The following is a 12271-nucleotide window of genomic DNA, read 5'->3' as shown; positions in this document are numbered from 1 at the left end:
GTGGCCCGCCGCTCCGCGGCGGTCTTCGTTACGAGACCCCCATCCCCGAAACTCCATGTCCACCGTCCATCCAGCTCCAAGGCGCCGCCGCGGAGCGGCGGGCCACCCAGGACCCCTCGCCAGCCGCCCCCAACTGACCTACTCTTGAACCCCCTTTCGTCGGGCTTTATCGCTCAGTGAAGGGGGTCACACCCGATGACCACCAGCCACGCTCAACCCACCGCTATCCGTACCGGCCCGCTGATGGCCCAGATCGTGGCCGCGTGCAGCCTGGGCGGGCTCATGGCGATCGGAGTCGGGCACGCCGCGAAGTGGGCTGGCGGCGACACCCAAACCATTGCTGTTGCATCGCTTACACCCATGATCCTGTGGGCCGTCGCGGGAGTCATCGGCGTCATGCTGCTGGGGGTGCTCACCCACAACCAGCCCGCCCGTCTGGCGATCGGCGTGCTCGCTTCCTCCACCGCCCGCATGCTCATCGCCCTGCTCGTGGGCGTCCTCCTGTTCTTCCTGATGTCCCTCGAGGGACGCTGCTTCTGGACGTCGTTCCTGCTGGCGGGGCTCTTCGCCCTGGTGGCGGAGACGACCTGGGCCATCCGCACCATCAACGCGTCCCGCCCGGGGACGCCCACCGGAGTCCGCTGATGTTCGCCTCCCTCACCCTTGCCGCCGAGAACCCGGTTGACCACGTCGTCAACCAGGCCCCCCACTACTCCTGGGCCGTCGGCGACCTCTTCGGCCTGCACGGCGTGTGGCTCTGGTCCGCCCACGTGGGCAACCTCATCCTCGCGGGCATCCTGACGCTGCTCTTGCTCGCCTTCGCGGCCCGCCGCATCCAGACCGGCGATGCCGCCCAGGGCACCGACCGCTACGTGACCAAGAACGCCTTCGCCCACATGATCGAGGTGATCTGCGTCTACCTGCGGGACAACACCGTCCGCCCGCTGCTGGGCGACCGCACCGACAAGTTCATGCCGTTCTTGTGGACGTTCTTCTTCTTCATCCTCATCAATAACCTGCTGGGCCTCACGCCCATCGCCGACTTCTTCCACCTCGTCGACAAGGCCTCAGGTCACCACTACCTCAGTGGCCTCCTGGGCGCGACGGCGACGCAGAACCTGTTCGTCACCGCGGCTCTCGCGCTGCTCGCCGCGATCCTCATCAACATCGCGGGCATGCGTGAGCTCGGCATCGGCGGCTACCTCGGCCACCTCACCGCGGGCACCAAGCTTCCCGTCGCGGCCCTGATGATTCCCATCGAGATCGTCGGCACGATCATCAAGCCGGTCGCGCTGGCCCTGCGTCTCTTCGCCAACATGACCGCGGGCCACATCCTGATGGCCGTGCTCTTCATGTTTGCAGTCAGCGGCATGGCCCTGCTCATCGGCCAAAAGGAAGTCGCGGGGCAGATCGTCCGCGACCCCTCCGCGGGCGGCGCGATCATGGGCTTCGTGATCACGGCCGCGTCGATCATCGGCGCGATCGCCATCTACTTCCTGGAGCTCTTCGTCGCCTTTCTCCAGGCCTTCGTGTTCATGTTCCTCACCACCGTGTTCATCTCCCAACTCAGCCATCATGGTGATCACGAGCACCATGAGGCCCACGGCCACGAGCACGCCCACGCGTGAATAACGGGTCCCACGCCGGCCCCTGCATTGCAAGCCGGCACCACAGGTTCCTCGTGATCGATTCAGAGAGGTAGAAGAATGAAGAAGTTCGCGAAGTACGGTCTCCTGGCCCTCGGCGCTCTTGCCGTCCTCCCCGTCGCCGCCATGGCGCAGGGCACGGCCACCAACCCCGCTGATCTCGCGGGCGCCACCAACACTGGCGGCGGCATCACCATCGGCCAGGGCCTCGCGGCCATCGGCGCGGGCCTCGCCGTGATCGGCGGCGCGCTGGGCATCGGCATGATCGGCAAGGGCGCGGTCGAGTCCATCGCCCGCCAGCCCGAGGCCGGCGGCCCCATCGGCACCAACATGATCCTCGCAGCCGCGCTCGTCGAAGGTGCGACGCTGTTCGCGATCGTCGTCGGCCTGCTGGTCGGCTTCGTCAAGTAAAACCGCGTGGGGAGGCCGGAAGGTCTCCCCCCGTTTTCCGTTCCGTTCCCCCTGCAACCCCGGAGCTCGCAATGAAGAGCCTGATGACCCGCCTCGCTACCGCCGCCGCCCTCTGCCTCGCGGCCACTTCCACGCTCGCTGCTGACGCCCCCGCCGGGAAGGCCGGCGTGGTGCCCAAGCTGCAGGAGGGCATCGTCCCGATGCTCGTCGCCATCGGCGTGTTCATCGTGGTGCTCGCGATCGCCAGCAAGCTGGTATGGCCCAAGATCCTCGGCGGCCTCCGCGACCGCGAGAACAAGATCCGCGAGGAGATCGAGGCGGCCGAGATGGCCCGCACGCAGGCGAAGGACGCCCTCGAGCAGTACCAGCAGTCCCTCGCCCAGGCCCGCGCCGAGGCACAGAAGATGATCGAGACCACCAAGGCCCAGCAGGCGACCCTCGCGGCCGAGCTGCGGGCCAAGGCCGACGCCGAGCTTTCGGCCATGCGCGACCGGGCGATGCGCGACATCGAGGCCGCCAAGCGGGCGGCGGTGTCGGAGATCTACAACCTCGGCACGACCGTTGCGATCGACGCCGCGAGCAAGATCCTCCGCCGCAACGTGAACAGCAACGACACTCAGCGCCTGGTGGAGGAGAGCCTCCAGCAGCTCCAGACCAGCGGCAAGGCCTGATCACACAGCTCCTCCTCTCTAGGTCCCATAGGACCTATACGACCCATAGGACCTATCCATGCCTTTGATCGACTCCCCACCCGACGCGACCGCACGCGTCTACGCCCGAAGCCTCTTCGACATGGCCAACAAGCACGGCGGCCAGGCGGAGATCGAGTCCACCGTGGCCGAGCTCGAGGACATCCTCGAGCTCGCCCGCCAGGATCAGAAGTTCAGCGAGTTCCTCTCTTCCCCTGCGATCGCCTCGACCGACCGCGAGCGTGCTCTCGAGAAGATCTTCAAGGGACGTGTCAGCGACCTCACCTATAAGTTCCTGCAGGTGCTCAATGAGAAGGGCCGCATCGGCCAGCTCCCCAGCATCGCCGCGGCCTTCGACCAGGAATCGCAGGAGAAGTTCGGGCGCGTCGAGGTCGACGTGTACACCGTCGAGCCCGTCGGTGCCGACCTGCTCCGCACGATGAAGGACCGCCTCGGTCAGGTCATGGGCAAGGAAGTTGTCCTCCACCCCTACACCGACGCGAACATGATCGGCGGCGTCAAGTTCCAGATCGGCGACCAGCTCATCGACGCCTCGCTCGCCACGCACCTCCGCAAGCTGAAGGATCAGCTCGACACCGAGGGGGGCGCGAACATCCGCGCGAAGATCAGCCGCATCGTGGAAGAGGGCGGCCGCTAAGCACCGCTCGCCACATCGCGCTTGAAACACCGAACCCGGGCCCATGCCCGGGTTTTTTCATGACCCACCTGGGCTGCTCGCGACCTATCCTCACTCCCCCATGCGAGCCGCGAACTGCGCGGGTTGCGTGGGCCGAAGGAGTGAGCCCGTGCCCAAGCAGACCATTCAGTCCGTCGATGTCTCCGGCAAGCGCGTCCTGACCCGCGTTGACTTCAACGTCCCCGTCGAGGACGGCCAGATCACCGACGACCGCCGCATCCGCGAGGCCCTGCCCACTATCAAGTCCATTACTGACCGCGGCGGGAAGGCCATCCTCATGTCGCACATGGGCCGCCCGGAGGGCCAGGGCTACGAGGCCGAGTTCTCCCTCGCCCTCGCCGCGAAGAAGCTCTCCGAGCTCCTCGGCAAGCCGGTTGCCTTCCCCTCTCAGGACTGCACCGATGCCGCCGCCGCGGGCGCCGTCGCCGCCATGAAGAACGGCGACGTTCTCCTCCTCGAGAACCTCCGCTTCCACAAGGGCGAGAAGAAGGGCGACGCTGCGTTCGCCGCCAAGCTCGCGGCCTACGGCGACGTCTACTGCAACGACGCTTTCGGCACCGCCCACCGCCCCGACGCCTCCATGGTCGCCGTGCCCAACGCCATGAAGGGCAAGCCCCGCGTCGCCGGCTTCCTCCTGGAGAAGGAGCTCAAGTTCCTCTCCGACTCGCTGGCCAACCCCGCCAAGCCCTTCGTGGTCGTCCTTGGCGGGGCCAAGGTCTCCGACAAGATGGGCGCCATCGACCACCTGCTGCCCAAGGCCTCCGCCATCGTCGTCGGCGGCGCCATGGCCTACACCTTCCTCGCCGCCATGGGCAAGAAGGTCGGCAAGTCCCGCGTCGAGACCAACCGCATCGCCGACGCCAAGAAGACCATCGACCTCGCGGCCCGCCTCAAGGCCGAGCTCCACCTCCCGGTCGACCACACGTGCTCCACCGAGTTCAGCGAGAACGCAGGCGACATCGAGGTCTTCGATGAAGAGATCAAAGACGGCTTCATGGGACTGGACATCGGCCCCAAGACCCAGACCAAGTACGCCCTGCTCCTCCGCAAGGCGAAGACCATCGTCTGGAACGGCCCCATGGGCGTCTTTGAGTTCCGCCCCTTCTCTCAGGGCACCCAGCAGGTCGCCAAGGCCATCGCCGATGCGACCAGCGCCGGCGCGATCAGCATCGTCGGCGGCGGCGACTCCGCGGCCGCGGTCGAGAAGTTCAACCTGGCCAGCAAGATGACCCACGTCTCCACCGGCGGCGGCGCGAGCCTCGAAATGCTCGAGGGCAAGAAGTTCGAGAGCGTGGAGCTGCTGGACTAAGAGGTTCGTTGGAATCGGCGCAACACCAAAGCCCAGGGATCATGATCCCTGGGCTTTTTTTCTGCGCCTCAGCGCATCAGCACGGGTTCCCGCCCAGCACGCGGAAGAACGCCTCGATGTCCTGGTCGGTTCCCGCATCGCCGTCGCCGTTGAAGTCCGACCCGCCCGCCCAGCAGGTGTCGCAGCACGAGCCGCCGATGCAGGCGAAGAACGCCTCGATGTCCTGATCCGTTCCCGCGTCGCCGTCGCCGTTGAAGTCGCTCGTGCCGCACGTTGGGCCGGACGGCACCCACGCCACTACGCGCATCGGGTCGATTCCGCCGCCGTCAACACGCATGCTCTTGATGGTGAGCGTGCCGTTGGGCTCGATCACCGCCGAGCACATGCCGCGCCCGCCGGTGGTGTCGCGGTCGGTGAAGAGCGCGAGGTCCATGCCGTTCACGCGCACGAAGTCGATGAACCCCAGCGAGCCCTGGCTGCCGACGTCGACGAAGTTGCCGGTGTAGGTCAGCATCCCCGTCTGCGGGTCAACCAGGTGCAGGCGGGCGGTGCCGTCGCTGCCGTGCCCCACCAGCGCGTAGTTCCCGCTCGGGGCGATCGCGACCTGCTTCGGCGAGCTGCCCGCGGAGGCGAAGGGCATCCCGGGCACGTCGGTCAGCACGCCGGTGGCCGCGTCGAAGTCGAAGCCGCTCACCACGTTCCCGCCCGAGATCCCGCCGCCGCTGTAGAGGCGGCGTCCGTCGGGGCTCATGCCCAGCCCGAGCGAGTAGCCGAACGTGTAGCCGGCGTTGCCCGACACCGAGAGCACGCCGTCGGGCGCGACCGCGATGCTGCGGATCGCCGAGCTCCCCTGCAGCGGCGAGTCGTTCGCGAACAGCCAGCGGCCGTCGGGCGTCTTGGCCAGCGAGGTGCAGAAGCTCCCCACATCGACCGTGCTGACGTGCGTGACCGCCGTGGTCTCCTCGTCGAACCGGTACGAGCGCACGCGGTTGGTGCCGCTGGTGTACGCCTCCGTCACGGCGAGCACTTCATCGCTCAGCCACACCACGTCCATCGGCGTGCTGGGCTCGGTGAAGGTCGTCACCTGCGAGAGCGTGGCGTCCTCGTGCACGCGCACGATCGTCACCTGCTCCTGCGCGAAGGAGGTCGCGTGCCCGATGGCGAGGTACTTGCCATTCGGCGAGAGCGCCGCCGAGTACGCGTTGGTGCCCGGGATCGAGGGCTCGCTGCTCAGCCGCTCGCCGATGACCAGGTCCTGCACCAGCGTGACGGTGCCGTCGGGGTTGATGCGCCAGCTGGTCACGCTGCCGCGCAGGTTGCCGTTGCAGGCGGCGAACACGGCCGGGCCGGCGGACTGGGCCAGGGCGGTGGGCGAGAGGGCGGCCGCGGCCGCGATGGAAAGGGCGCCCGCGATGGACAGGGTGCAACGCATCATCAACTCCAGTATGCCCCGGTTCCAGGGCCGCTGCCCGGTACGTGCGGGGGCCGCGTCCGGTTGCCGGCGGCACCGCTGAAGTGCACCGGCGTGCCGACCAGCCGCCACCCCCGCACCCCCGCACCCCCGCACCCCCGCACCCCCGCGTGCGACCGCAGCGGTCAGCTCTTCATGTTCACGAACTGCAGCGGCAGCTCCACCCCGGGGATGCCCGCCCGGCACATGCCCATCACCGCCTGGAGGTCGTCGATCTGCTTGCCCGTCACCCGCAGCTCGTCCTCCTGGATCGACGCCGTGACCTTGAGCTTGCTCTCCTTGATCGCCTTCTGGATGGCCTTGGCGGCGTCCGTGGGGATCCCGTCCCTGAGCTTGACCTCGCACTTGGCCTTGCCCGCCACCGTCGGCTCGATCTCCCCCCACTCAAAGCTCCGCACGTCCAGCCCCCGCTTCACCGCCGCGGACTGGAACATCTCGCGGATCCCCTTCACCTTGCCGTCGTCGTCACCGACGACCTTGAGCTTCTTCTCCTTCCGGTCCACCGTCAGCTCATAGGCCGTCCCGCGGTAATCAAACCGCGCCGCGACCGCCTTCAGCGTGTTGTTGATCGCGTTGTCGAGCTCGGCAAAGTTCAGGCGCGAGACGATGTCAAAGCTGGGCATAGTGAGGCAATAGTACGGCAGTGTCCCGCCGAGATGTCCTCATCCCGGTGCTCGCTCCGACCCTCAGCAGTTGCCGCCGCCGAGCACCCGGAAGAACGACTCGATGTCCGCATCGGTCCCGGTGTCGCCGTCGGCATTGAAGTCGGCACCGCCCGCATAGCAGGAGGGGCAGCAGTTCCCGCCGATGCAGGCGAAGAACGCCTCGATATCGGCGTCTGTGCCGATATCGCCGTCGCCGTTGAAGTCGGCTGTGCCGCACGCCGGCGCAATGACCGTCAGAACGGCCGGCTGGCTGGTGCGGCTGCCGCAGACGTTGCTCACCACGAGCGTGTAGCTGCCCTGATCTCCCTCTTGCACGGGGTTGAAGTTCAGTGTGAAGTTGGTGGCGCCCGTGATCCGGCCGGTGTTGTTCAACATCGCGCCGTTCTTGAACCACTGGTAGGTGCGGGGAAAAGCGCCGGTGGAATAGGCGGAGATGCTGACCGCCTGTCCGATCGTCGCCTGAAGGTTCTGCGGGTGCTGGGTGAAGCTGGGGCACTCGGTCACTTCGATCACCGCGGCGGAGCTGGTCACCACGCCGCAGGGGGCCTGAAGCTCGACGGTGTATGAGCCCGCGTCGGCGGGCAGCACGCCGCTGATGGTGAGAGAGTTGGTGGTCGCGCCCGAGATCCGGGCGCCGTTTGTCAGGACCGCCGTGCCCTTTTTCCAGCGGTAGCCCGTGGGCGCCTGGCCGGAATGCTGCACGGTGAGCGTGAGCGTGTCTCCCTCATCGAGGGCGGCGCCCGCGGGGTGCTGGGCGATGCTGGTGGCCGCGAAGGCGGTGCCGCAGGTGTTTGCAGTCCCGTCCAGGTAGGTCCGCATCGCGGTGATCACCCGCGTGCCGAACGTCATCCTCATGTTGCTCATGCCGCCGCTGCACAGGTGGCAGTAGCTCATGATGGTGCCGCTTGTCGCCTGCGAACAGTCGTTGTTGCCGCAGCCGTCGATGATGGGGTTGTACGAGTTGACGTCGTGCGTGTGGCCGCTGCCCAGGTTGTGGCCCATTTCGTGAGCCACCACCATCAGGTCCCAGTTGGACGCGCTGTGGTGCATGATGGGATAAGGAAAGAACCCGGTCATGTTGGCCGACACCCCATAACCGTTGCTCGAGCACGCGGCCCGCAGGTACGCGATCCCGCCGCCCAGCGATCGTGCGGACAGCAGGTGCGCGAGGTTGCGGCTCACGCTCTGCATGTTGTTGTTCCAGTACGAGCGGAACTGCGGCAACTGCTGGCTGTTGTTGGTCTGCGTGTAAGGATCGGTCGTGGTCCATGTGCGGAGGTAGCCCAGTTCCATCGCGACGTTCATGTCGCGCTGGTAGATCTCCGACACGGCCCCTAGCAGCGAGGTGGCGTAGACCTGCGCGGACGCTGCGTTGCCGCCGAAGAGGTTGGCCGTGAACTCCTGGTCGCAGTCGATGGCGATGCGGTAGCGCTTGCAGGTGTACACACGCGGCTCGTAGGTGGCTTCGCCGATCGAGGCGGGCGCCTGCTCACCCTCGGGAAGGATGCCGCCTCCGCAACCCGGCATGTCAAACTGGATCCCCGCGCCGGCGGGGCTGGCGAGGTCGTAGGCGACCGTGGGCCAACGGCCTGACGGGCCGCTGGAGATGATGAAATGGCCGTGGCTGCACTGCACGAAGCCGCTGCTGCCATGGGGCGTGAGCGCCAGGAACACGCGCGAGTCCGGTTCGCCTTCCACTGTGCCGCGCCACAACTGCACCTCGGGGCGCGCCAGCTCGACTTCGCCCGCCTCGGTGCGATCGACAAACTTGGCGTCGGGCGCGAAGAGTTCCATCCTGGTGAGGCTCACGTCCGCGGCCTTTCCGGCGCCCAGCACGAAGCCGTCGAACTCAACCGCGACCGCCGGCGCGAGCCGCTCGTAGGCATCCTGGTCGAGAGCCAGGGTGGCCACGCCCCGCTCATCCTCAGCCATCAGCCGCAGGGGCGAGGGCTCGCCGGCGTGGGCCGTGAGTGCCATAGTGAACCCAATGAACAACGCCGCGGCCGGAACAAACGTGTGCGCCACCCCTGGCTCCTTGTCTGCGTGAGTCAGAAACCGCCTGAAGTCAGCCCGTGAGAAACGGGCCAAGAGAACAGCCATTGCAGCATACAGCACGCCGCAAGGGGCGGTACGCCACGCCCGGGGGGGCGGATCCCTCATGAGACCAGAGTCTTCGGTCGGGGTCCATTGGTCCGGACTCCCTTCCAGGGCCGGATCTCCACGGGTCCTCATCAAACATCGCGCAACTCCGCCCGCTCCGCAAACTCCGCGGTGAAGGCCATTGTCCTGGCCCGAGAACCTCAGCAGGCGCCGCCGCCCAGCACGCGGAAGAAGGCCTCGATGTCCTGATCGGTCGCGGTGTCGCCGTCCGCGTTGAAGTCCGCCCCGCCCCCGAAGCAGGTGGGGCAGCAGTTGCCGCCGATGCACGCGAAGAACGCCTCGATGTCCTGGTCCGTGCCCGCGTCGCCGTCGCCGTTGAAGTCCGATGTGCCGCACACGGGCGTGGGCGCCACGCCGGTGTCGAAGGCCATCAGGTAGCCGTGCCCGGCGATTCGCTTGTAGCCGGTCACATACAGGCGCGTGCCGTCGGGGCTCACCGCGGCCTTGTGCAGTTCGATCAGGTCATCAGGCAGCCGCGGGAACTCGTACTGCCACGCGATCGATCCGTCGCCCGTGCGCAGCGCCACCACCCGCCCGGGGCAGGCCGTGTCGGGATAGCCGATGCATGGCCCAAAGGTCAGGTACATCATGAAGTGGTCGGGGGAGAACGCGGGCTGGTTGACGTAGTTGCCGCTGCCGATGGGGCCGATCTGCCACACCACCGATCCGTCGGGCCGGAGCTTGTCATAGCGGTACCAGCCGTGGCGCAGGTACACCGAGCCGTCGGTATCGGTGCTCGTCCACGAGGAGCCGTAGTTCCACAGCGGGTTCTCGTCGGGGTCGCGTGCGAGCTGCTGCGTGATGACGCCACCGGTGGGGTAGTGGATGCCCACGTAGTCGGCGCCGCTCTGGATGTTCTCCCAACGCACCTGGCCGTTCAGGTCGATGGCCACCACACCGCCCGCCCCGCCCCACGGTGCGTTGGGCGCGGGGATCGTTCCCGCCCGCACATAGAACCGGCCCGTGTCGTCGGTCCGGTCGTTGATGTTGATGGACGCGCTCTTGAACCCCTGGACCACCCAGCGGGTCCAGCCGTCCTCGTGGATCGAGAACGCCGGTCCGGGCGCGTTGTAGCCGCCCGAGCACGTGCCGTAGATGTTCCCGTCGGGCCCCACGATCGGCCCCGCCTCCGGCCAGGCGCAGCGCGTGGGCAGGCCCGTCCACCAGACCTGCTCGTTGTTCGCGGTCAGCCGCACGAACCCCTGCACCCAGAAGGGGTCCTCGGCGGTGCGGGTGTTGACGTACTCGGTGGTGAAGATCGCGCCGTCGGGGCGGATGGCCACCGGCCCGTCCGTGTTGTCCCGCCACCAGCGGAGTTCGCCCTCCCGGGTGTAGGACCACAGGCCGCGGTTGGGCCAGTAGACGTTGCCCTGCGGGTCCACGGCGGGGAAGGTGCCGTAGGCGTAGGGGTCGGTCAGGACGCGGGTCCAGAGGAGCTCGCCGGGGTCGGCGTCCGCGACGCCGGCCGCGGCGGCCACCAGCAGGGCGGGCACGAGCGTCTTCAGGGCGCGGGTGCATTCGGGTGTGGGCATGGATCGGCTCCGGGGCAGTGGTCAATCCCAGCCACCATCATGCGCCGTCCTCGCCGGAACACGATCATCACTTGGCTCACCGTTGTCAAAAACGAGCAGGGGCCCGCAGACCGGGCCCTGCTCACCTGGCACGGTGAACGATCAGCAGGGGTTGCCGCCGATCACCCGGAAGAAGCCTTCGATGTCCTGATCGGTGCCCGAGTCGCCGTCGAGGTTGAAGTCGCTGCGGCCGGGGAAGCACCGGGGACAGCAGTGGCCGCCGATGCAAGCGAAGAACGCCTCGATGTCCGCGTCAACGAACTCGCCATCGCCGTCGTAGTCCTGCGGGCAGGGCTCGAGCGTGGGCACCGGGATCCCCGGCACGGTCAGCGCCGGCCCGGCGGTCCCGGGCTTGAACAACTCCAGCCGCCCGCTGCCCGTGCCCGGCGGCACGTTGCTGGTGAAGCCGATCGAGTACGTCGTGCCCCAGCGCAGGGCGTTGGCGTTGGGGTTCGTGGCGAAGGGCGTGGTCGCGAAGCTCATCTCGCCGTTGCTGCGGGCCGCGCTCCAGGGCATGTTGCTGTAAGGCTCGCCGGAGTGGTACAGCGGGTGGCGGAAGCTGTACTCGGTCACCTCGCCCACGTCGTGCATCGGGATGATGAACGCCCCCGCGCTGCGGTCGGAGTTGAGATTGAACAGGGCGTACTCGTAGCGCCAGCGCCCGGGCGAGAGCTCCGTCACCCGAGCCGCCACGTAGAACCGCGAGCGGATGAACGTCCCCGGGAACTCGGGGCTGGGGTTCACGAAGTCGTCGTGATCGACCGTCACCACCGTCACCTCGGGGTCGATCTGCCGCCACCGCTCCAGCATGGGCACCCCGATGGCGCTCCCGCCCGCCCCCGTGCCGCCGATCAGCGTCGGGTTGCTGACCCCGCCGTTGATGCCGACCTCCTGGCTGCTCGCGTTGTTCATCGCGTTGACGCCAACCGTCTGCCCCGGGCGCACGTGCTGGGCGTCGTCGGGCAGCAGGGTGACGTTCTCGACGAAGAAGCGCGTGCCGGCGGGCTGCGCGGTCACATCGGCCGTGGGCACCTGGAGCCGCCCGCGCGTGATGCTGTCGCCGATGCTGGTGCCGGCGCCGCCCAGGGTGTCGCCTCGCGTGGCGTTGCACATCGAGCGCGGCCCGAGCAGCCCCTGGCTGCCGTTGAAGCCGCTGCCGTAGGTGTCGGCACAGTTAACGTTCATCATGCCGCTGCCGGCGCTGCCCGCGCATGCCCCGCAGCTCACGGTATTGCCGTTGATGGGCAGTCCCACGCGCTTGGCCCACGACTGCCCCACCTGCTCCAGGCGCGAGTACGTACCGCCGCCGGGGCTGGTGAACGTCTTGAGGCGGTACATGTTCTGGCCGATGAGCGGGCGGATCGCGCCCGAGGACACGATCGCCGGCTGGTCGCCCTTGTTGCACGTCACCGAGCCCACCGCGTAAGCGGTGATGGTGCCCGTGGGATCGGTCCCATAGCGAGCAACATCCACCATGGACGACGACACCATGTCGGGGCCGATCGCCTGCCCCAGCGACGCGCCGCACACCGTCGAGAGGACGACCAGAGCCGCCACGCGGCCAGCCTGCATGCTCATGACATTCACTCCTGCGGGAGAGACCACGACCACGAATGCAACAACCACGCGCGCCGCGAACGACGCAACCCCAA

General features: G+C 67.7%; 11 protein-coding genes. 6 read left to right on the top strand and 5 right to left on the bottom strand.

Annotated features, from left to right (window positions below; genetic code table 11):
• The first annotated feature begins 195 nt into the window (after positions 1-195).
• The 6 genes from VD997_16040 (at position 196) to VD997_16015 (ending at position 4752) form a co-directional block, all read left to right on the top strand.
• Positions 196-645: a hypothetical protein gene (locus VD997_16040; GenBank protein ID HYE63501.1), complete on the top strand. Its 450-nt coding sequence runs from the start codon at positions 196-198 to the stop codon at positions 643-645.
• On the top strand, positions 645-1628 hold the full coding sequence (gene atpB, locus VD997_16035; GenBank protein HYE63500.1) for a F0F1 ATP synthase subunit A: 984 nt from the start codon (positions 645-647) through the stop codon (positions 1626-1628). The genes VD997_16040 and atpB overlap by 1 nt, the downstream gene beginning before the upstream one ends.
• 78 nt (positions 1629-1706) lie before the next feature.
• The gene (atpE, locus tag VD997_16030) at positions 1707-2057 is read left to right on the top strand and encodes an ATP synthase F0 subunit C (protein HYE63499.1); all 351 of its coding nucleotides are present in this window, start codon (positions 1707-1709) and stop codon (positions 2055-2057) included.
• Positions 2058-2128: 71 nt separating this feature from the next.
• Positions 2129-2728, top strand: a complete 600-nt coding sequence (atpF, locus tag VD997_16025) for a F0F1 ATP synthase subunit B (GenBank protein ID HYE63498.1) — start codon at positions 2129-2131, stop codon at positions 2726-2728.
• A 58-nt stretch (positions 2729-2786) separates the two neighbouring features.
• Positions 2787-3404 (top strand): ATP synthase F1 subunit delta, encoded by a 618-nt coding sequence (gene atpH, locus VD997_16020; protein ID HYE63497.1) that lies wholly within the window; start codon positions 2787-2789, stop codon positions 3402-3404.
• 148 nt (positions 3405-3552) lie between these two features.
• Positions 3553-4752, top strand: coding sequence for a phosphoglycerate kinase (locus tag VD997_16015; protein HYE63496.1), 1200 nt, complete (start codon positions 3553-3555; stop codon positions 4750-4752).
• 76 nt (positions 4753-4828) lie between these two features.
• Here the strand turns inward: VD997_16015 and VD997_16010 are convergent, their stop codons facing one another.
• From VD997_16010 to VD997_15990, 5 genes are all read right to left on the bottom strand, one after another.
• On the bottom strand, positions 4829-6184 hold the full coding sequence (locus tag VD997_16010; GenBank protein HYE63495.1) for a beta-propeller fold lactonase family protein: 1356 nt from the start codon (positions 6182-6184) through the stop codon (positions 4829-4831).
• 164 nt (positions 6185-6348) lie between these two features.
• Positions 6349-6846: a YajQ family cyclic di-GMP-binding protein gene (locus tag VD997_16005; protein ID HYE63494.1), complete on the bottom strand. Its 498-nt coding sequence runs from the start codon at positions 6844-6846 to the stop codon at positions 6349-6351.
• 63 nt (positions 6847-6909) lie between these two features.
• Positions 6910-8865 (bottom strand): M12 family metallo-peptidase, encoded by a 1956-nt coding sequence (locus VD997_16000; GenBank protein HYE63493.1) that lies wholly within the window; start codon positions 8863-8865, stop codon positions 6910-6912.
• Positions 8866-9188: 323 nt separating this feature from the next.
• The gene (locus tag VD997_15995; GenBank protein HYE63492.1) at positions 9189-10580 is read right to left on the bottom strand and encodes a hypothetical protein; all 1392 of its coding nucleotides are present in this window, start codon (positions 10578-10580) and stop codon (positions 9189-9191) included.
• A 141-nt stretch (positions 10581-10721) separates the two neighbouring features.
• Entirely contained in the window at positions 10722-12197 is a 1476-nt protein-coding gene (locus VD997_15990) for a hypothetical protein (GenBank protein ID HYE63491.1), read from the bottom strand.
• Positions 12198-12271 lie beyond the last annotated feature (74 nt).

This window comes from Phycisphaerales bacterium (genome assembly GCA_035627955.1).
Lineage (GTDB): Bacteria > Planctomycetota > Phycisphaerae > Phycisphaerales > UBA1924 > JAEYTB01.
Note: the sequence above shows the minus strand (reverse complement) of the source record. Positions and strands in the feature narration are given on the sequence as shown.

What these genes read in the sequence shown, in the direction of transcription:
- VD997_16000 (HYE63493.1), bottom strand. Translation starts at nt 8,865, where the DNA reads ATGGCACTCACGGCCCACGCCGGCGAGCCCTCGCCCCTGCGGCTGATG.
- atpB (HYE63500.1), top strand. Translation starts at nt 645, where the DNA reads ATGTTCGCCTCCCTCACCCTTGCCGCCGAGAACCCGGTTGACCACGTC.
- atpE (HYE63499.1), top strand. Translation starts at nt 1,707, where the DNA reads ATGAAGAAGTTCGCGAAGTACGGTCTCCTGGCCCTCGGCGCTCTTGCC.
- atpF (HYE63498.1), top strand. Translation starts at nt 2,129, where the DNA reads ATGAAGAGCCTGATGACCCGCCTCGCTACCGCCGCCGCCCTCTGCCTC.
- VD997_15990 (HYE63491.1), bottom strand. Translation starts at nt 12,197, where the DNA reads ATGAGCATGCAGGCTGGCCGCGTGGCGGCTCTGGTCGTCCTCTCGACG.
- atpH (HYE63497.1), top strand. Translation starts at nt 2,787, where the DNA reads ATGCCTTTGATCGACTCCCCACCCGACGCGACCGCACGCGTCTACGCC.
- VD997_16010 (HYE63495.1), bottom strand. Translation starts at nt 6,184, where the DNA reads ATGCGTTGCACCCTGTCCATCGCGGGCGCCCTTTCCATCGCGGCCGCG.
- VD997_16005 (HYE63494.1), bottom strand. Translation starts at nt 6,846, where the DNA reads ATGCCCAGCTTTGACATCGTCTCGCGCCTGAACTTTGCCGAGCTCGAC.
- VD997_15995 (HYE63492.1), bottom strand. Translation starts at nt 10,580, where the DNA reads ATGCCCACACCCGAATGCACCCGCGCCCTGAAGACGCTCGTGCCCGCC.
- VD997_16040 (HYE63501.1), top strand. Translation starts at nt 196, where the DNA reads ATGACCACCAGCCACGCTCAACCCACCGCTATCCGTACCGGCCCGCTG.